This is a genomic window from Methylobacterium sp. Leaf88, from assembly GCF_001422795.1.
Taxonomy (GTDB): domain Bacteria; phylum Pseudomonadota; class Alphaproteobacteria; order Rhizobiales; family Beijerinckiaceae; genus Methylobacterium.
This window is the reverse complement of sequence record NZ_LMMK01000003.1, coordinates 22,439-40,128: the sequence shown is the minus strand read 5'-3', so window position 1 is coordinate 40,128 and position 17,690 is coordinate 22,439. Positions and strand designations below refer to the sequence as shown.

Genomic DNA, 17,690 nt, shown 5'->3' with positions numbered 1-17,690 from the left:
GATGTCGTCGCACCAGCCGGGTGGCGGCATCCTGATCAGCGGCGCGGGGGGCTTCATCGGCCGGGCCCTCGCCACGCATCTCGACGGGCGCGGACTGCCCGTCGCGACGGTCGGCACCCGGCGGGATGTCCGGGCCGAGCACTGGACCGTGGCGCCCGGGCACTGGAGCGTCGCGACCTGGGGGAAGGCCCTCGACCACTTCCGGCCCGCCACGGTGTTCCACCTCGCCGGCGCGACGCAGGGGACGCCCGAGGGGTTGCAGGCGGTCAATCTCGGCCTGGCCCAGGCGCTCTTCGCCGCCCTGCGCCGCACCGGGCTGCGCCCGACCGTCATCCTGGCGGGAAGCGCCGCCGAATACGGCGAGGCCGTGGTCGACGGGGTTCCGGTGCGGGAAGACGCGCCCTGCGCACCGCTCACGGCCTACGGCCGGAGCAAGCTCGCCCAGACCCGGGCCGCCCTCACCTTCGCGGCCGAGACCGGAATCCGCGTGCTCGTGGCGCGGATCTTCAACCCGATCGGGCGGGGATTGCCCGGCCATCTCGCGCTGGGCGACTTTGCCCGCCAGATCGACGCGTTCGGTGCCGGCGGCGGAACCCTCGTCACCGGCGACATCGAGGTCTGCCGTGACATGCTCCTCGTCGAGGATGTCGCCTGGGCCCTCGCCGAGCTCGCCGCCAATCCGGCGGCCTCCGGGGTGGTCAACCTGTGCACCGGCGTCCCCACCCGCATCGGCGACCTCCTGGAGGGCATGATCCTGGCCTCCGGCAAGCCGATCACGATCGCCCATGACCCGGCCCGGCTGCGCCGCGGCGAGCGCCGGGTCATCGTCGGCTCGCCCGACGCCCTGGCCGCCCTCGGCGCGAAGCCGCCGCGGCGCGACCTGCGCCAAGCCGCCGGTACGATGCTGACGGCGCCCCTGCGCGCCGCCTGAGCCTGCCGTCCTTCCAGCCTTCAGGAGTCCACCCATGTGCGGAATCGTCGGAATCGTCGGCCGCGAGGCGGTTGCGGGGCCCGTGGTCGAGGCGCTGCGGCGCCTGGAGTACCGGGGTTATGATTCCGCCGGAATGGCCACCCTGGAGGCGGGCCGGCTGGAGCGGCGCCGGGCCGAGGGCAAGCTCGTCAACCTCCAGCTCAAGCTGATCCAGTCGCCGCTCACCGGCCCCATCGGGATCGGCCACACCCGGTGGGCGACCCACGGGCGGCCCAACGAGACCAACGCCCATCCGCATGCCACCGCGCGCCTGGCGGTGGTCCATAACGGCATCATCGAGAACTTCCGCACGCTCAAGCGGCGGCTGGAGGCCGACGGCGTCGCCTTCGAGACCGAAACCGACACCGAGGTCGTGGCCCAGCTGGTGAGCTGGCACATGGAGCGCGGCCTGGACCCGGTGGAGGCGGTGGCCACCACCCTGCCCCAGCTGCGCGGCGCCTTCGCCCTCGCCTTCCTCTTCGCCGGCGAGACCGACCTGCTGATCGGGGCCCGCCACGGCGCTCCCCTGGCGGTGGGGTTCGGCGCGGGCGAGACCTATCTCGGGTCGGACGCCCTGGCGCTGGCCCCGCTGACCGATTCGATCACCTACCTGGAGGACGGCGACTGGGCCGTGCTGACGCGCCAGGGGGCCGAGATCCGGGATGCCGCGGGGGCGCCGGCCACCCGGGCGCGCCAGACCATCGTGACGCAGAACTACCTGGTCGACCGCGGCAACCACCGCCACTTCATGGCCAAGGAGATCCACGAGCAGCCCGAAGTGGTGGGCCGGACCCTGGCCCATTACATCGACCTCGCGGCGAGCCGCGTCCGGCTTCCCGTGACGCTGCCCTTCGACTTCGCCGACCTGACGCGCCTGTCCATCACCGCCTGCGGCACGGCCTACTATGCCGGCCTCGTGGCCAAGTACTGGTTCGAGAGCCTGGCGCGCCTGCCGGTCGAAATCGACGTCGCCTCCGAGTTCCGCTACCGCGAGGCCCCGCTGAGCCGGGGCGAGGCCGCCCTGGTGATCTCGCAATCGGGCGAGACCGCCGACACCCTCGCCTCCCTGCGCTACGCCCGCGCCCAGGGTCAGCACATCCTGGCGGTCCTCAACGTGCCGACCTCCACCATGGCGCGGGAATCCGATGTGGTGCTGCCGACCTTCGCCGGACCCGAGATCGGGGTCGCCTCCACCAAGGCCTTCACCTGCCAGCTGACGACGCTCCTGTGCCTCGCCATCGCGGCGGGCCGGGCCCGCGGGCATCTCGACGCCGACGCGGAGCGCCGGCTCGTCGACGCGCTGATCGCCATGCCCGGCCTCCTGGCGCAGGCCCTGCGCCAGGAATCCGAGATCCAGGGCCTGGCCCAGGAGATCGCGAAGGCCCGCGACGTGCTCTATCTCGGCCGCGGCACCGCCTATCCGCTCGCCCTCGAAGGGGCCCTGAAACTGAAGGAGATCTCCTACATCCACGCCGAGGGCTACGCGGCGGGCGAGCTCAAGCACGGCCCGATCGCCCTGATCGACGAGGCGATGCCGGTCATCGTGATCGCGCCCCACGACGCGGTGTTCGAGAAGACGGTGTCGAACATGCAGGAGGTCGCCGCGCGCGGGGGACGGATCGTCCTCATCGGCGATGCCACCGGGGCGGCCGCGCACGGCCTGGATACCCTGGCGACGGTGATGATGCCGGAGGTCGAACCGGTGGTGGCTCCGATCCTCTACGCCGTCCCGATCCAGCTCCTGGCCTACCACGCGGCCGTGACCATGGGAAAGGACGTCGACCAGCCCCGCAACCTCGCCAAGTCCGTTACCGTGGAGTGACCGTCACGGGGTCGGCCCCCAGGGAAACGGCCCGTCCCGGGGCTTGCGCCGTTCTGGCATACCAGACCCGCGCCCGGCGAAGTGGTGCCGGCCGGAGGACCCGTTAGGAAGGACGGACGCTTTCCTCCCAGAGGCGAACACCTCCACCCGCCCGGCTCCGGCCGCGGCGGGTTTCTTGTGCGGGCGTCAGGATCTCGGAACCGGTTTGTCGACCTTGGGGTGGCGCGGCTTGACCCTGGCGTAACGGGTTGCGAGGGACCGTGAGCCCGCGGGCTGCAGGCGCATGTCGCCGTAATAGTCGTTTCCGCTCGGGCCGAACGATCCGCCGGTCACCACGCCGGGGGTGTCGGGCGCACCCATCAGGCGATCGAGCGGTCCGGCCGCCACGGCCGCGGCGTGGAGCGAGACGCAGAGGAGCAGGCCGGCGGCCGAGATGTAGCGCATGACCGGACCCTAATCCGCCTCCCCTGCACGGAGCCTTAACGAAGCCCTGGCGGGAAGCCGTAGAGCCGGTGCGGATCGTCGACGAAGTACTTCCGCCGCCGCTCCGGGTCCGGAACCCAGTCCGCCATCAGGTCGAGCAGGTCGCCGATGGCGGGCATCGGGCCCCAGGTCGCCACGTGCGGCCGGTTCGAGCCCCAGTAGGGAGCGATCCGGCGCGGCCTCGTTCAGGGCCCGCGCGAACGGGACCGTGTCGGCGTAGGGCGGCCCCGCCGTGGAGGTGCGGGACGCGCCCTGGAACTTCAGCCAGGCGCCGTCGCGCACGAGGTCGACGAGGGTGCGGAAGCCCGGATCCGCGAGGCCCGCGGAGGTGGGGACATGGCCCATGGAATCGCCCATGGGATCGCCCATGTGATCGATGACCACCGGCACCGGCAGGTCGCGCGCGTCGAGGAGGACCTGCAGGTGCCAGCCCATCTCGCGGGCGAGCTGCTCGTAGGCCTCGACGTCGGCGAGACCGACGCCGCCGCCGACGAGGACGTTGAGGCAAAGCGCCGTCACGCCGGCCTCCTGGAGCGCGGCGAGCGCCCGGTCGGGCAGGCCGAGGGGAATCAAGTCTTGTCCGACCTCCTGTCGATCCGCGAAGGCCTTCTCGATGACGCCCGGCCCGGAGAAGCCCGGCCGGCTCCTCCGGGCCCACCCGCGTTCAGGGCCGCCGCCGCGGCTGGAGGTTCAGGGCTTCAGTTCTGTTGCGGCGGCTGCTGAGCCCCACTCGGCTGCTTGTCTTTCTTGTTCGCCTTGCTGTGCCCGACGGCGCAGCCGGCGGCGGCGCCCATCTTTCCATGCCCGGCCATGTGTCCGGCGACGCCGCCGACGACCGCCCCCTTGATGCAGCCCTTGGCCTCCGCCTGGCCCGCGAGGGCGATGAGACCCAGGGCGAGGCCGGCCGTCCAGGCGAGACTGGTGTTCACGGATGACGCCTTGTTCATGGATGATTCCTCCGATTGCCGTGAGCGTCCAACCGGATGCGGGATCGGCGTGTTCCGGCGGGGAACGGAGACGGGACGGATCGGCGACGGCGCGAAAGGCTGTGGTCCGGGCCGGCCGCGCCCATTGCCGGCAACCGTTCGTCCGCCACATGAGGCGTATGGCCAGCGATCTTGAGCACGAACGGCATCGCCGTCCCGATGAGATTTCCCTGCCGACCCTGAACGAGGCCACCCGGCTCCGTCTCGGCCGTCAGCTGCAAGCCCTCTACGAGCCCGTCATCGACGAGCCCCTCGACCCGCGGCTCGCCGAGCTGATGGTCCAGCTCGACGCGGACCGGGACGCCTCCATCGGCCCCGGTCGATCCGCCTGACCCGTCGACCGCATCCGGCACGGTCCCGACGTCCGGCCGTCACATACAACTTCTATGACCCGATCCGAGCTTCCCGATCCCGTCCGGTCCGGGCCCGGGATTCCCGGGGCCCGGAGCCTCTGGACCGGGAGCGGCACCGGGCACCGGAGACGACACCATGGCGAAGACGCTGAGATCCTGGACGACGGCCCTGTGCCTCCTGTCGCCCCTCCCGGCCGCGGCGCAGTCGTCGCAGACCCTCGCCGCCCTGAAGGGGCTCGCGCCCGTCAGCGCCCTGGGCGCGAGCGAGACGGGACGGGCCGCCCTCGACGCCAACCTGACGGTCACGGGCGCGATTCAGGCCGGGACCGGCGCGGTGCCCTTCCTGTTGCCGCTCCGCGATCAGCGTCAGCTCGCCCTGCGCGATTCCTTCATCACCGACGGAAACGCGACGGAACTCGCCGACGGGCTCGGCAGCAGGCTCGGCGGCGTCTACCAGGCCAAGGCCCGCTACGCCGCCGACGAGACCTTCACCAACGTGGCGCCGTCCGTCGCCGACCTCCTCGGCTACACCAACCACGTCGCCAAGTCCGACTCGAACGCGGGCAAGTACTTCTTCGCGAACGCCACCACCAACGGCAAGGCGCCGGTCTCGGAGGCCGCCGCCGTCCTCCTGACGGAGCGCGGCGGCACGACGGACGTGTTCGGCAAGGCCTATGGCCGACCCGCCGGGACGCCGGGGAGCGATGCCCACGGCGATGCCCGTCCGTTCCAGACCCTGCCGAGCCTGTTCGCCTATCGCGGCACCGACTACTTCGGCCGGCCGTCCCACAGCCTGGACTGGCTGCGCGGCCCGCGCATGAACCTGCTCGACAGCCCTTCGTATCCGAGCGGGCACACCACCTACGGCTACACCGAATCCGTCGTGCTCGCGATCCTGGTGCCGGAGCGCTACCAGCAGATGATCACCCGCGCCGCCGAGTACGGCACCAACCGCATCGTCGTCGGGGCGCATTACGCCATGGATGTGCTGGGCGGACGGGCGGTCGCCCTGCACGCGGTCGCCCATCTCCTGGCCAACGATCCCGCCTATGTGGGCCAGATGCGTCGCAACCCGGCGGTGGTCGCCGAGATGGGCCGCGAGACCCACGCGGCCGTGACGATCCCCGATTATCGGGCGGCTGTCGAAGCCGCCCGCACGGACCTGACCGCCTTCCTGAAAGACGCCTGCGGCGGCACCGTCGCAGCCTGCGCGAGCGCCGATACCGGACGCTTCCGCGAGGCCGCCGCCAACGCGGCCCTCTACGACGCGACCCAGACCTACGGCCTGCCCGTCGTGCATCCGCAGCGGGTGGGCACGACGGACGATGTCGGCCGGCTCGCGCCGGAGGCCGGACACCTGCTCACGGCCGCCTTCCCGGTGCTCAGCCTCGCGGAGGCCAACGCGATCCTGACGGAGACCCAGGGACCGGGCGGCGGGTTCCTGGACGACGGATCGGCCTTCGGCATCTATGCGCGTCTCGATCTCTACGCCGCCGCCGGCAAGGCGGCCGCCCTGGCCGCCGCCAAGCAGGCCCCGTCTCCGGCCCCCCGGTGAGACCGGCGGACGGGGCTCGCCGGGGGACCGGAGACGGCCCCGGGCCTCAAGGGTCGGCCGCGGCGACCAGCCAGGCACAGAACGCGCGGACCGAGGGGTCGTCCGCGCGGGCCTCCGGCACGTAGGTGAAGTAGCTTCGGGCTGGCAGGGAGGGGCCGGCGAAGGGGCAGGTCAGCCGGCCGGCCGCGACGTCGTCGGCAATCAGCCGCTCGGGCCCCATCGCCACGCCGAGGCCGTCGAGGGCCGCCTGGAGCGTGAGGTAGAAATGCTCCAGCGTCACCGAGGCCCGCGGCTCCAGGCCCGGCACTCCGGCGGCCTCCAGCCATTGCGGCCAGACCTGGGGCAGCGTCGCCGCGTGCAGCAGCGTGTGACCCCGGAGCTGTCCCGCCTCCGTGAGCGGCAGGCGCCGCAGCAGGGTGGGACTGCAGACGGGGATGCGGCGCTCGGTGAGGAAGGGGCGCCCGATATGGCCCGTCCGCTGGTCGGGGCCACCCCGGATGGCGACGTCGAAGGGCTCGGCCAGGTTGGCCAGGGGCACGTTTGAGGTGGTCAGGCGCACCTCCACGGCGGGATTGGCGCGCTGGAACCCGGAGAGCCGCGGGATCAGCCAGCGCAGGGTGAAGGTCGCCAGCGCGTTCACGCGGAGCAGGCGTGGCCGTCCGCGCTCCACCTGTCGCGTCGTCGCGAGGGCGATGCGATCCAGGGCGGCGCCGATCTCGGCGAGGTAGCTCGCGCCCGCCTCCGTCAGGACCACGCGGCGGTTGTGCCGCTCGAAGAGGGGCTGGCCGAGCCAGGCTTCGAGCGCCTGGACGTGCCGGCTCACCGCCCCGTGGGTGACGCGCAACTCCTCGGCGGCCCGGGTGAAGCTGGCATGGCGCCCGGCGGCCTCGAAGGCCTTCAGCGCGTTCAGGGGCGGCAGGCGACGCAGCACGGGTCAGGTTTCCTCACGCGAGCGTCAGCATAAGGCGTTTGTCAGCCGCGGACGAGCGGGTGATCCTGCGTCGGCAAACCAGGATCAGTCCCGCATGTCGTCCGCACAGGACCTGAGCGCTCCGTTTCGAACGTCCGTCGTCGGCGCCCCGCCCTGCCCGGGGGCGCGGCGGACGCTGGCGGCCGTCGGCCTCAACCACGCCCTGCACGACGGCTACACGGACCTGATCTACGTGCTCCTGCCGGTCTGGCAGGCGGAGTTCGCCCTCGGCTACGCCGCCCTGGCCCTGCTGCGCAGCCTGTACAACGGTGCCCTCGCCGCCCTGCAGATGCCGTCGGCCCAGCTTGCGGCCCGGTTCGGCGCGCGGCGGGTGCTGGTGCTCGGAACCCTGCTGAGCGCCGGCGGCTATGCCCTGGCCGGCCTCTCGGGGAGCCTGGCCGGCCTCTGCCTGGCCCTGACCCTCGGGGGCATCGGCAGCAGCACCCAGCATCCCCTGGCCTCCGCGGTGATCGCCCGCGCCTACGGCCGCTCGGCCCGCGGTCCGCTCGGCACCTACAACTTCACGGGCGACCTCGGAAAGGCCAGCGTGCCGCCCCTGCTCGGCCTGCTGTTGTCGCTGATGGACTGGCGCTCGGCGCTCTGGCTCATCGCCGCCTTGGGTCTCGCGGTGGCGCTCGGCCTCCTGCGCCTGCTGCCGCGTGATCCCGCGTCACGGGACGGGGGGGCGGCCGGATCGCCGCGGGCCGCTGCGCCCGGCGGGACCGGAGGCGCCGGCTTCGGGCTGCTCGTGGCCATCGGCACCCTCGACAACGCCGCGCGCCCGGCCTTCCTCCTCTACCTGCCCTTCCTGCTTCAGGAGAAGGGCGCCGGCCTGACCCTGGTGGGCTTCGCCCTCTCGGCGGTGTTCATCGGAGGCGCCCTCGGCAAGGCCGTCTGCGGGCGGTTCGGCGAGCGCTTCGGCGTGACCCGGACCGTCATCCTGACCGAGACGGGCACGGCGCTGGCGATCCTGGCCGTGACCGTGCTCCCGCTCTGGCCGGTCCTGGCACTCCTGCCGGTCCTCGGCATCATGCTGAACGGGACCTCTTCCGTGCTCTACGGCACGGTGCCGGAGCTGGCGCCGGGGGGGCAGGTCGAGAGGGCCTTCGCGGTCTTCTACACCTGGACCCTGGGCGGCAGCGCCCTGGCGGCCCCCCTGCTCTACGGGCCGCTGGGCGATGCGGCCGGGCCCCGCGTCGCGATGCTCGCCGCCGCCGCGACGGCGCTGGCCGTCGTACCGCTCATGGTCGTCCTGTCGCCCCGCCTCGCCGCCGGCGCCTCCCCGGCCGCGGAGCCGCGCTGACGGGCGGGCGCGGTCCCGCCTTGTCCGGTCCGGGGGCTCGAGACCGCTCAGGGCGCCGGGGGCGCCTGGATCGTCCAGGGTTGGTCGAACACGTATTCCTCCAGGTTCGTGCCCAGCCCGCCGCGGTCGACCACGAGAAAGTCCTGGGGGGCGCCGACGGGGGTGAGCACCCCGTGCCACGTCCCGATGGCGTAGCAGACGCCCTGCCCCGGCGCCGTGACGAAGGCCCGCGGCCGGCCGGGGCGGCCGCCCTCGTCGGGGCAGACCACCACGAGGAACGGCGCCCCATTCAGGGGCAGGAAGGCCTGTGCGCCCAGCGGATGGCGCTCCACGAGGCTGAAGGCGAGGGGCAGGCCGTAGGGGTCGGCCTCGACGTAGCCGATCACCACGTGCCCGTCCGCGCCCGCCACATGCACCTGTGCGAGGTCGTGGAAGCGGCGGGCCTTGCCGGCATTCATCGGACGCGGCGCGACGGCGTCCTTGTCGATGACCGTGCCGAACGGGGCGAAGGCCTCCGCCGTCAGCGGCGCGGCGACGATGCGACGGTCGCTCATGGGTTTCCCCGGAGGGGTGCGAGGGATGGATGCCGGTCGACGTCCTTGTGGAGGCGGGACTGGGCGAAGGTCTCGGAGAAGCCCGAGAGGGGGCGGGCCAGCATCCAGGCCTGGGTGTGCTCCCGGAAGGGCAGGACGGAGGTGACGATGTCGCTCATCACGCCCCGGGGGATGACGGCGTAGGCCTCGGTGAACACGGCCCGGCCGGTCATCAGCGCGGTCTGGGGCGGCAGGCCGCCGCAGGGCGGGTTGTCGGGCGAGGCGGTCATCCAGAGGGCTCCGTGCCGGGCAGGTGTGACGAACTTCACCGGAGCGCGTCAAGACGCCGGGACGCGGACCACGGGCCGTGGCGTTTCGACGGTTCCGTTTCCCAGGGGATGGGAAGCCCTGCCGAGCGCGCCGCGACGGCGTCGGCCCGGGAGCCCCCTGGCGTCCGGTCACCGGACCGCTGCAGCAAGACGTTGCGGCACGACTTGCCTATTAGTCAATCAGTTTGCCTATTGCCCTAGCAATTCAAATTTTTATATTGCTTAAACTGCCAATAGGATGTCGATATTCGGGTCCAAGAAATAACTCAGCTGATTTGTTCATTGTCTCGTCGTCCGGCCTTGCGCCGCGAAACGCCGAGAAGGGTCCAGATAGAAAAATCGATGCATCCGGCGAGAGGGCAGCCAAAGGCTCACCCCTTCGTCTCCGGTGTTGCTGGGCTTCTGAGCTTGGCGGGGGGCTCTGTGCATGCCCCTTCCTCTCAATGCCCGAACATACGGTCCCGCGTTCAAGGCCGTGTGGATCGCTTGAAAAGTCTGTGTCGGAACACGGCGCCGGTCCTTCGGTGCCGGAGCGGGGAGCGGTACCCATGCGAAGCTACGTCGACGGCGAAATGCGGGATCTCGGAGCGGCTTTCGCTCCGTATTTCGATCCGAAATCCACGGCGATCGTGTCGATCGACCTGCACCGCGGCCATCTCGACGACGATCCCGCCTGCCCCTGTCCGGCACCGCGCGCCCGCGCCATCGTGCCGGCGGTCGATGCGTTTCACGACTCCGCGCGGGCGGCCGGCATCCGGATCATCCACGTCCGGAGCAAGCTGCGTCGGGGCGGAGTCGACGACGTCAACGGCCTCAAGGCGGCCTGGCGCCTCGTCTTCCCCCTGCATGTGGGCGAAATCCCGAACGCCGACGAGCATGCGATCGAGGGGACGCGCTGGAACGCGTTCGTCACCCAGGTGACGGACGACGACCTGATCGTCGAAACCAAGAAGAGGCTCTCGGCCTTCTACCCGACAGACCTCGATTTTCTTCTGCGGAACCTCGGCATCCGCACGGTTGTCTTCGACGGCTGCCTGACCGACTGCTGCGTTCTCAACTCCGCCTTCGATGCGTCGAACCTCGGCTACCACGTCGTGGTGGCCGCCGACCTCGTGGCCGGCACCAGTGCGGCGCTGGAGGACGCGGCCTTGCGCATCGTCGCGACGCATCTCGGCCTCGTCACGGAGGCCGCCGAGATCCTGGCAGCCTGGCGCGCCCGGGCGGCGTGAGGACGCGGTCGGTGGCGCCGGGGCCCGGCTTGGCACGGTCGTTGCCATGGCATGTCGGACCAGGTGGTCAAACTTTGGATGCCGCCATGCCTCTGCTTCAGGTTCCCGTCATCGATCTCAGCCCCTACCGCTCGGGTACGCCGGAGGGCAAAGCCGCCGTCGCCGCCCAGGTCGACCAGGCTTGCCGCGACATCGGCTTCCTCGTCGTCTCCGGCCACGGCATTTCGGAAGCGCTGATCGCGCGCACCCACGCGGTGTCGCGCCAGTTCTTCGACCGGCCGCATGCGGAGAAGCTCGCTGTCGACCGGCCCGCCCCGGATCAGGTCCGGGGCTACAGCGCCGTGGGCGGGGAAGGCCTGTCCTTCAGCCTGGACGAGCCGACACCGCCGGACATCAAGGAGTCGCTGTCCATCGGCCCCGTCGACGTGCCGGCGGGCGACCCCTACTACACCAGCGAAGCGGCCGGTCCGCATTTCGCGCCGAACGTCTGGCCCGCCGAGCCTGCCGATCTGAAGGAGGTCTGGAGCGCGTATTTCCGCGCCGTCGACACGCTCGCCCGTGACCTGATGCGCATCTTCGCGCTGGGACTGAAGCTCGACGAGACCCACTTCGACCCGACCATCGACAAGAACATCTCGATGATGCGCGTGCTGCGCTACCCGGCCCAGACCAGCGCGCCGCTGCCCGGTCAGCTCCGCGCCGGTGCCCATTCCGACTATAGCAGCATGACGATCCTGCGCAAGGAACTCGGTGACAAGAGCCTGCAGGTCAAGAACAAGCTCGGCGCGTGGGTCGACGTGCCGGTCATTCCCGGCACCTTCATCGTCAACATCGGCGACCTGATGCAGCAATGGACCAACGATACCTGGTCCTCGACGGTGCACCGGGTGGTCAATCCCGCGTTCGGATCGGAGGACAACGTCGACCGCCTGTCGATCGTGTTCTTCCACCAGCCGAATTACGACGCCGACGTCGCCTGCCTGCCCACCTGCCAGGACGCCGAGCATCCGGCGAAGTATGCCCCGGTGTCCTCCGGGGATCACCTGCGCGCGAAGTTCGTCAAGCAGACGACCTTCGGCAAGGTCGACAAGGCGGCCTGACGTGCTGCCCGACCGCGACGGGGACCACCCCGTCCCGCGCGACCCCGAAGGCGACGCCTTCCGGATCGACACCGTGCCGTGACCACACCCGCGCGCGCCACGCAGACGGCGGCGCGCGCACGACCTTCCCTGTGCCCGCCGATTGCGGCCGCTCATCCCGGAGAACTCGACGCCATGATCCGACCCTTCCTGAAATCGCTGCTGGCCGTAGGCCTCGCGGCCCTCCCCACCCTGCCGGCCGTGGCCGCGCCCTTCAAGCTGAAGGACGAACCCAAGGTCGCCATGGTGATCTTCGGGCAGAAGAACGACGGCGGCTGGTCGCAGGCCGCCGATGAGGCCCGCGTGAAGATGGAAGCGGCGCTGGACATGAAGATCCCGGCGGTGGACGGGGTGAAGGAGAACGCCACGGCGATCCGGCCCGTGGTCGAGCTCTTCATCAAGCGCGGCTACAACATCATCATCGGCACCGCCTTCGGCTATTCCGACACCTTCAAGGAACTGTCCGAGAAGTATCCCGACGTCGCCTTCCTTAACCTGTCGGGCACCACCAACGGGCCGAACCTCGAATCGGTCTACGGGCGCACCTACGAGAGCCAGTATCTCTGCGGCATGGCCGCGGGCGCCGTGTCAAAGACCGGCAAGCTCGGGTTCGTGGCGGCCAATCCCTTCGGCGTGGTGAACTGGACGATCAACGCCTACGAGCTCGGCGCCCGGAAGATGAACCCCAACGCCACGCTCAACGTGGTCTATACCGGCATCTGGAACGATCCGGTGAAGGAGCGCGCCGCAGCCGAGGCCCTGGTCGATCAGGGCGCCGACGTGCTCGGCCAGCACGTGGACACGCCCGCGACCCAGATCGTCGCGCAGGAGCGCGGGATCTACGGCACCGGCCACCACCGCGACATGCGGGAATTCGCCCCCAAGGCGACGATCTGCTCCTCGGTCTGGACCTGGGACAAGGCCCTGGTGCCCGAGATTCGGAAAATCATGGCCGGCACCTGGGTGCCGGCGCCCAACGGGGCCTTCATGAGCATGGCCAAGGGGGGCACCGACATCGCCTGCTGCGGCGCGGCCGTGCCTCCGGCGGCGGTCAAGGAGATCCTGGCCGAGCGCAAGGCGATCATCGAGGGCAAGCAGATCTATGCCGGCCCCCTCGACGATCGCGACGGCAAGCTGCGGGTGCCGGCCGGACAGGTCCTCAGCGATGCCGACCTCTGGAAGATGGACTGGTTCGTGAAGGGCGTGACCACCCAGAAATGACCGCGCTCCGGCCGGGTCTCGCACCCGGCCGCCCGTCCGCGACCGGCGGACCGATCAACCCCATGGACGGTGCAGCGATGGGCATGGCCCTCGAACTCCTCGGCGTCTCGAAGACCTTCGACGGTTTCCAGGCGCTCGCCAAGGCCGATTTCGCGGTGGAATCCGGCGAGGTTCACGCCCTGCTGGGCGAGAACGGCGCCGGCAAATCCACCCTGATGAACGTGGCGGCGGGGCTCTACCGGCCCGACCAGGGCCGCATCCGCGTGCGGGGCCGCGAGGTCGCGTTGACCGGCCCCGTCGAGGCTCGGCGGCTCGGGATCGGCATGGTCCACCAGCACTACAAGCTCGTCAAAGCCTTCACCGCCGTGGAGAACATCCTGCTGGCGCAGGGGGCCGCCCGCTACGGCGCCGGTCTCGCCGAGGTCGAGGCGGCGATCCGCGCGCAGAGCGAGGCGGTGGGCTTCGCCGTCGATCTCCGGCGGCCGGTCGGCAGCCTGTCGGTGGCCGAGCAGCAGCGCGTGGAGATCCTGAAGGTGCTGGTGGCCGGCGCCGGCATCCTCATCCTCGACGAGCCCACCGCCGTGCTCACCGACCGCGAGGCGGAGGCGCTGCTCACGACCATGCGGGCCCTGGCGCGCCAGGGCGCGGCCGTCGTCCTCGTCACCCACAAGCTCGGCGAGGTGCAGCGCCATGCCGACCGCGTCACCGTGATGCGCGGCGGCCGCATCGTGGCGAGTGCCGATCCGGCGAGCCTCTCGGCGGCCGAGCTCACCACCCTGGTGGTCGGCGCCACGGCGAACCCGGTGCACTGCCCCGCCACCCGGATCGAAGGCCCGGTGCTCGCGGTCGAGGGTCTCGCGGGCACCCGGTCCGACGGGCTGCAGACCCTGTACGGCCTGAACCTCACGATCCGCGCGGGGGAGATCTACGGCCTCGCCGGCGTCGGCGGGAACGGTCAGACCGAGCTCGCCGAGATCCTCATGGGGGTCCGGCGCGCCGGGACCGGTCGCATCGCGCTCGCGGGCGACGACGTCACCGGCGCCGGTCCCAAGCTGCGCCGGGCGCGGGGACTGGCCGCGATCCCGGCGGACCGGCAGGTCTACGGCCTGGCCGGCGACCTCTCGGTCGCCGAGAACTATGCGGTGGGCGGCCTGGCCTCCGGGCGCTTCGGCGGCTGGCTGCGGGTCGATCGCGCCGCGATCCGGGCCGCGACCGAGGCCGCCATCGCGGCCTTCGACATCCGGGGCGCCCGCAGCCCCCGCCAGAAGGCCGGCCTGCTTTCGGGCGGCAATGCGCAGAAGCTCGTCATCGCCCGCGAATTCGCCGGCCGGCCCCGCGTCGTCCTCGCCCACTCTCCGGCGCGCGGCCTCGACGTGCGGGCGACGGCCGACATCCACCGGCGCCTGCGCGAGGCCCGCGACGCGGGCGCGGGCGTGCTCCTGATCAGCGAGGATCTCGACGAGGTGATGCTGATGTCGGATCGGATCGGCGTGATCAGCCGGGGCCGGATCGTTCGCGAGTTCGACGCGCCCGCCGACCGGCAGGCCATCGGCGCCGCCATGGTGCACCATGCCTGAGGCTCGTCCCATGCCCCTCCTGTCCACCGCCCCCCAGCGGCCGGGCCCCAGGCTGCCCGGGCGCGGCCGCATCACGGTCGAGATCCGGCAGCACGTCCCTCGCTGGTATCAAGGCGTGGTCCTGGCCTGCGGCCTCGTCGTCGGGATGGGGCTCGCGACCGCCATCCTGGTCGCCTCCGGCGTCGGCCTCTCGGATCTCCTCCAGGAATTCGTGATCGCGATGGTGACCAGCCGGGGCAGCCTGACGGCGGTGCTGGTCCAGGCGGGCCCCCTCGCCATCGTCGGGCTCGCGGCGGCCGTCGCCTTTCGCGTCCGGTTCTGGAACATCGGCATCGAGGGGCAGATGATCCTGGGCGCCATCGCGGCCACCGCGATCGCGATCCACGACGTCGGGCCGGCCCCCGTGCGGCTCGGCCTCATGATGCTGGCGGCGGCCCTGGCCGGGATGGCCTGGGTCCTGATCCCGGCCGTGCTGAAGATCCGCATCGGACTGAACGAGGTCATCTCGACGCTGCTGCTGAACTACGTCGCGTTCAACGGGCTGCTGCAGCTGCTCTACGGACCCTGGCAGGACCCGGTGAGCAGCTTCCCCAATTCCAAGCAGTACGACCTCGCCGAGCGGCTGGGCAGTCTCGGCTGGGGGGACCTGACCTGGGCCCTGCCGCTGGCGGGCCTCCTCACCCTCCTGTGCTGGTGGCTCCTGAACGTCAGCCGCTTCGGGTTCCTCTCCCGGGTGGCCGAAGCCAATCCGCGCCTCGGCGAAGGCCAGGGCCTGCCGATGACGCGGGTGATGCTGGCCGCCGCCCTGCTCTCGGGGGCGCTGGCGGGCTTGGCCGGCTTCAGCATCTGCGCGGGCGTCGAGTACCGGCTGACCCAGTCGTTCTTCAACGGCTACGGCTTCTCCGGCATCCTCATCGCGTTCCTGGCCCGCAACAATCCCCTCGCCACCTTCGTGACCGCGGTGCTGGTCGGCGTGCTCTACGTGGCTGGGCAGAGCCTGCAGGTGTTCTACGGCATCCCCAGCGCGATGGTGCAGCTCATCCAGGCGGTGATCGTGATCGGCGTCGCCGCCTCCGACTTCTTTTTGCGGCACCGCGTGCGGTGGGTGCCGGGAAGGCGCCCCGATGTTTGATTTCCTCGTCAACTGGCTGGCCAACGTGCCGACCTTCGCGTTGCCCTACGCGCTGGCCGCGCTCGGGCTCATCATCACCGAGAAGGCGGGCGTGCTCTCCCTGGGCGCGGAGGGCTTCCTGCTCATCGGCGCCATGAGCGGCATCGGCGTTCTGCTCGGGGTCGGGGACTACCCCCTCCTCGCGCTCACCGTGGCCGCGCTCGCGGCGGCGGCGCTCTCGCTGGTCTACGCGCTCCTCGTGGTGACGCTGCGGGTCAACCAGGTCATCGGCGGCCTCGCCCTGGTCTTCCTGGCGCAGGGCATGACGGGGGTGATCGCGACGCGCGCGGGCTGGACCAGCCGGCCCGTGGACGGCCTGCACACCGTTCCCCTGGGATCGCTCGCCGACATCCCGGTGCTGGGGCCGATCCTGTTCCAGCACGATCCCCTGGTCTTCGCCACGGTGCCCCTCGTCGCCCTCGTCGCCCACGTCCTCGACCGCACGATGTTCGGGCTGCGGCTGCGGGCCGTCGGCGACGGCCCCGACGCGGCCGATGCCGCCGGCATCCGCGTCGCCCTGACCCGATACGGGGCCATCGCCCTCGGCTCGGCGCTGGTCGGCCTCGCGGGCGGCTATCTCTCGGTGGGCGTCGCCAAGATCTGGGTCGAGGGCATGAGCGGCGGGCGCGGCTGGATCGCCGTCGCCCTCGTCATCTTCGCCCGCTGGCAGCCCTGGCGGGCGCTCGGGGGCGCCCTCCTGTTCGGGGGCATCGAGGCGCTGATCCCCCGCATCGCCGCCATCGGCGTCGCCCTGCCGCAATATCTCGTCCTGATGACGCCCTACCTCGCCACCCTCGCGGTGATGATCTGGATCTGCCTGCGCCAGGACGGCCGCAGCCTGGAGCCGCGGGCCCTCGGCGTCGCCCACCTGCGCGAGGAGCGCCGCTGAGAGGGCTCGCCGCTTCCGACCCGGCCGGCCTTCCGGGACCGAGCCCGGCGCGCGGCGATCGCGGGGTGGCGGCCCCGGGGCGCCGGACAGCCCGATCCGGGACGGTGACGGGTCGACACGGGCCGGTCGTGCGCCGCCTCAGATCGCCACGCCATCGCCGCCGTGCCGCGGCTGATGGGCTGCCGTGATCGTCGTCATCAGCCGGATCAGGGTCTCCCGCTCGTGGCCCGCGAGCGGTTCGAGGGGCGCGTCGTGGGCCTGGCGCGCGGCCTCTTCCATGGGCGAGGAGGCCAACACGATCATCCGGGCGGCGATGGAGGGCGGCCTGCGGGTCGATGTCGGGCATGGCAGCCCCTTCTCCCACCGGGTCTTCGCCGCCCGCCGCCTGTTCTGCCCCCGCCACCGGGCCTGGTTCACCCCGGCCGGGCGGTGCCGTCTCGCCGGGATGGCCCGTGCGGGATCTGCCCACCGATCCCGTCCGCCACGATCGCCGTCCGCATCGGCGCGGCCCGGTAGAGCCGGCCCCGTTTCCCGTCGTTCGGGTGTCAGGTCGCGGTCCTGAGGCCGGCATAGCGTCCGACCGAGGCGTGGCCGCCCCGGAAGCCGGTCGACGGAACGGCCGATCCGAGCATCGGGGTCCCGCGTGGCGGGGGGCCATGGTCCCGCCCGGCCGACGCCGATGCGCGGAGCGCCTGCCGCAGCGCGGTGATCTCGCTCCGCAGGCGCGCGTTCTCGCGCTCGACGTCCCCGAGGCGGGTGACGCCGGCCGGCGACAGGCCGCCGAAGCGTCGGCGCCAGCGGTAGAACGTGCCGACGGAGACGTGCGCGGCCGTGCAGATGGCCGCGATGGCGGTGCCATTCGCGGCCTCCCGCAGGAGGAACGCGATCTCTTGATCGGTATGTCGGGATCGACGCATGCGCATCAGCCAATCGAGTCGGTATCCGAGGAGGCGGTCCAGCAAGAAACGCACCGCCGGCCGAGGGGCGCGGACAGACGTGCCGCGCGGTGCGGCGTGCGAATTTTGACGTTTGATCTGCAGCGGCGCACGCGTCGTGGGCGGAACGCCGTGGTTTTACGCAAGCCGCAGCCGCTCTGCAGCCTATTTGGCCTTCCTCCCCGGGCGCTCAACTCGGACAATCCGCCGGTCACGGAACGAGGC

At 71.5% G+C, this 17,690-nt stretch carries 18 protein-coding genes and 2 pseudogenes; 11 read left to right on the top strand and 9 right to left on the bottom strand.

What is annotated here, in order from left to right; all coding sequences use genetic code 11:
* Position 1 precedes the first annotated feature (1 nt).
* A complete protein-coding gene (locus ASF20_RS01525; RefSeq protein WP_056215598.1) occupies positions 2 to 931 on the top strand; it encodes an NAD-dependent epimerase/dehydratase family protein in 930 nt (309 codons plus the stop codon).
* 34 nt (positions 932 to 965) lie between these two features.
* Entirely contained in the window at positions 966 to 2,792 is a 1,827-nt protein-coding gene (gene glmS / locus ASF20_RS01520) for a glutamine--fructose-6-phosphate transaminase (isomerizing) (RefSeq protein WP_056270099.1), read from the top strand.
* A 186-nt stretch (positions 2,793 to 2,978) separates the two neighbouring features.
* On the opposite strand, the gene ASF20_RS01515 is transcribed toward glmS, so the two are convergent.
* From ASF20_RS01515 to ASF20_RS01505, 4 genes and pseudogenes are all read right to left on the bottom strand, one after another.
* Positions 2,979 to 3,236: a hypothetical protein gene (locus tag ASF20_RS01515; RefSeq protein WP_056270096.1), complete on the bottom strand. Its 258-nt coding sequence runs from the start codon at positions 3,234 to 3,236 to the stop codon at positions 2,979 to 2,981.
* Between the two features lie 35 nt (positions 3,237 to 3,271).
* Positions 3,272 to 3,394 (bottom strand): hypothetical protein, encoded by a 123-nt coding sequence (locus tag ASF20_RS25350; protein WP_348271387.1) that lies wholly within the window; start codon positions 3,392 to 3,394, stop codon positions 3,272 to 3,274.
* A gap of 100 nt (positions 3,395 to 3,494) precedes the next feature.
* A pseudogene (locus ASF20_RS25345) lies at positions 3,495 to 3,794 on the bottom strand (GntR family transcriptional regulator); the annotation flags it as partial.
* 179 nt (positions 3,795 to 3,973) lie between these two features.
* Entirely contained in the window at positions 3,974 to 4,222 is a 249-nt protein-coding gene (locus tag ASF20_RS01505; protein ID WP_056270091.1) for a hypothetical protein, read from the bottom strand.
* Positions 4,223 to 4,380: 158 nt separating this feature from the next.
* Here ASF20_RS01505 and ASF20_RS01500 point away from each other — a divergent pair, with 158 nt between their 5' ends.
* Positions 4,381 to 4,593: a hypothetical protein gene (locus tag ASF20_RS01500; protein WP_056215615.1), complete on the top strand. Its 213-nt coding sequence runs from the start codon at positions 4,381 to 4,383 to the stop codon at positions 4,591 to 4,593.
* Between the two features lie 157 nt (positions 4,594 to 4,750).
* Complete coding sequence (locus ASF20_RS01495; protein WP_056270087.1) at positions 4,751 to 6,169, top strand: phosphatase PAP2 family protein; 1,419 nt, start codon at positions 4,751 to 4,753, stop codon at positions 6,167 to 6,169.
* A gap of 46 nt (positions 6,170 to 6,215) precedes the next feature.
* On the opposite strand, the gene gcvA is transcribed toward ASF20_RS01495, so the two are convergent.
* Positions 6,216 to 7,100 (bottom strand): transcriptional regulator GcvA, encoded by an 885-nt coding sequence (gene gcvA / locus ASF20_RS01490; RefSeq protein WP_056270083.1) that lies wholly within the window; start codon positions 7,098 to 7,100, stop codon positions 6,216 to 6,218.
* 94 nt (positions 7,101 to 7,194) lie between these two features.
* Between gcvA and ASF20_RS01485 the strand changes: the two genes are divergently transcribed.
* Positions 7,195 to 8,442 carry an MFS transporter gene (locus ASF20_RS01485; RefSeq protein ID WP_082501115.1) on the top strand — a complete coding sequence of 416 codons (1,248 nt, stop codon included), beginning with the start codon at positions 7,195 to 7,197 and terminating at the stop codon, positions 8,440 to 8,442.
* Positions 8,443 to 8,489: 47 nt separating this feature from the next.
* On the opposite strand, the gene ASF20_RS01480 is transcribed toward ASF20_RS01485, so the two are convergent.
* Both ASF20_RS01480 and ASF20_RS01475 read right to left on the bottom strand, forming a co-directional pair.
* Positions 8,490 to 8,996, bottom strand: coding sequence for an ureidoglycolate lyase (locus tag ASF20_RS01480; RefSeq protein WP_056270079.1), 507 nt, complete (start codon positions 8,994 to 8,996; stop codon positions 8,490 to 8,492).
* A 59-nt stretch (positions 8,997 to 9,055) separates the two neighbouring features.
* Positions 9,056 to 9,265: pseudogene (locus ASF20_RS01475) on the bottom strand ((S)-ureidoglycine aminohydrolase); the annotation flags it as partial.
* 587 nt (positions 9,266 to 9,852) lie between these two features.
* Between ASF20_RS01475 and ASF20_RS01470 the strand changes: the two are divergent.
* From ASF20_RS01470 to ASF20_RS01445, 6 genes are all read left to right on the top strand, one after another.
* Positions 9,853 to 10,533: an isochorismatase family cysteine hydrolase gene (locus tag ASF20_RS01470; RefSeq protein WP_056270072.1), complete on the top strand. Its 681-nt coding sequence runs from the start codon at positions 9,853 to 9,855 to the stop codon at positions 10,531 to 10,533.
* 86 nt (positions 10,534 to 10,619) lie between these two features.
* The gene (locus ASF20_RS01465; RefSeq protein WP_056270069.1) at positions 10,620 to 11,633 is read left to right on the top strand and encodes a 2-oxoglutarate and iron-dependent oxygenase domain-containing protein; all 1,014 of its coding nucleotides are present in this window, start codon (positions 10,620 to 10,622) and stop codon (positions 11,631 to 11,633) included.
* Positions 11,634 to 11,807: 174 nt separating this feature from the next.
* Positions 11,808 to 12,893, top strand: coding sequence for a BMP family ABC transporter substrate-binding protein (locus ASF20_RS01460; protein ID WP_056215646.1), 1,086 nt, complete (start codon positions 11,808 to 11,810; stop codon positions 12,891 to 12,893).
* A gap of 62 nt (positions 12,894 to 12,955) precedes the next feature.
* Positions 12,956 to 14,470 (top strand): ABC transporter ATP-binding protein, encoded by a 1,515-nt coding sequence (locus tag ASF20_RS01455; RefSeq protein WP_244476292.1) that lies wholly within the window; start codon positions 12,956 to 12,958, stop codon positions 14,468 to 14,470.
* A 10-nt stretch (positions 14,471 to 14,480) separates the two neighbouring features.
* Positions 14,481 to 15,602, top strand: a complete 1,122-nt coding sequence (locus ASF20_RS01450; RefSeq protein WP_082501114.1) for an ABC transporter permease — start codon at positions 14,481 to 14,483, stop codon at positions 15,600 to 15,602.
* On the top strand, positions 15,595 to 16,530 hold the full coding sequence (locus ASF20_RS01445; protein ID WP_056270062.1) for an ABC transporter permease: 936 nt from the start codon (positions 15,595 to 15,597) through the stop codon (positions 16,528 to 16,530). The genes ASF20_RS01450 and ASF20_RS01445 overlap by 8 nt, the downstream gene beginning before the upstream one ends.
* 138 nt (positions 16,531 to 16,668) lie before the next feature.
* Here ASF20_RS01445 and ASF20_RS23745 read toward each other — a convergent pair whose 3' ends face one another.
* Positions 16,669 to 16,824, bottom strand: coding sequence for a hypothetical protein (locus ASF20_RS23745; protein WP_156647925.1), 156 nt, complete (start codon positions 16,822 to 16,824; stop codon positions 16,669 to 16,671).
* Between the two features lie 251 nt (positions 16,825 to 17,075).
* Positions 17,076 to 17,447, bottom strand: a complete 372-nt coding sequence (locus ASF20_RS01440; RefSeq protein WP_056270265.1) for a transposase — start codon at positions 17,445 to 17,447, stop codon at positions 17,076 to 17,078.
* Positions 17,448 to 17,690: the final 243 nt, after the last annotated feature.

What these genes read in the sequence shown, in the direction of transcription:
- ASF20_RS01525 (WP_056215598.1), top strand. Translation starts at nt 2, where the DNA reads ATGTCGTCGCACCAGCCGGGTGGCGGCATCCTGATCAGCGGCGCGGGG.
- glmS (WP_056270099.1), top strand. Translation starts at nt 966, where the DNA reads ATGTGCGGAATCGTCGGAATCGTCGGCCGCGAGGCGGTTGCGGGGCCC.
- ASF20_RS01515 (WP_056270096.1), bottom strand. Translation starts at nt 3,236, where the DNA reads ATGCGCTACATCTCGGCCGCCGGCCTGCTCCTCTGCGTCTCGCTCCAC.
- ASF20_RS25350 (WP_348271387.1), bottom strand. Translation starts at nt 3,394, where the DNA reads ATGCCCGCCATCGGCGACCTGCTCGACCTGATGGCGGACTGGGTTCCG.
- ASF20_RS01505 (WP_056270091.1), bottom strand. Translation starts at nt 4,222, where the DNA reads ATGAACAAGGCGTCATCCGTGAACACCAGTCTCGCCTGGACGGCCGGC.
- ASF20_RS01500 (WP_056215615.1), top strand. Translation starts at nt 4,381, where the DNA reads ATGGCCAGCGATCTTGAGCACGAACGGCATCGCCGTCCCGATGAGATT.
- ASF20_RS01495 (WP_056270087.1), top strand. Translation starts at nt 4,751, where the DNA reads ATGGCGAAGACGCTGAGATCCTGGACGACGGCCCTGTGCCTCCTGTCG.
- ASF20_RS01485 (WP_082501115.1), top strand. Translation starts at nt 7,195, where the DNA reads ATGTCGTCCGCACAGGACCTGAGCGCTCCGTTTCGAACGTCCGTCGTC.
- ASF20_RS01480 (WP_056270079.1), bottom strand. Translation starts at nt 8,996, where the DNA reads ATGAGCGACCGTCGCATCGTCGCCGCGCCGCTGACGGCGGAGGCCTTC.
- ASF20_RS01470 (WP_056270072.1), top strand. Translation starts at nt 9,853, where the DNA reads ATGCGAAGCTACGTCGACGGCGAAATGCGGGATCTCGGAGCGGCTTTC.
- ASF20_RS01465 (WP_056270069.1), top strand. Translation starts at nt 10,620, where the DNA reads ATGCCTCTGCTTCAGGTTCCCGTCATCGATCTCAGCCCCTACCGCTCG.
- ASF20_RS01460 (WP_056215646.1), top strand. Translation starts at nt 11,808, where the DNA reads ATGATCCGACCCTTCCTGAAATCGCTGCTGGCCGTAGGCCTCGCGGCC.
- ASF20_RS01455 (WP_244476292.1), top strand. Translation starts at nt 12,956, where the DNA reads ATGGACGGTGCAGCGATGGGCATGGCCCTCGAACTCCTCGGCGTCTCG.
- ASF20_RS01450 (WP_082501114.1), top strand. Translation starts at nt 14,481, where the DNA reads ATGCCCCTCCTGTCCACCGCCCCCCAGCGGCCGGGCCCCAGGCTGCCC.
- ASF20_RS01445 (WP_056270062.1), top strand. Translation starts at nt 15,595, where the DNA reads ATGTTTGATTTCCTCGTCAACTGGCTGGCCAACGTGCCGACCTTCGCG.
- ASF20_RS01440 (WP_056270265.1), bottom strand. Translation starts at nt 17,447, where the DNA reads ATGCGTCGATCCCGACATACCGATCAAGAGATCGCGTTCCTCCTGCGG.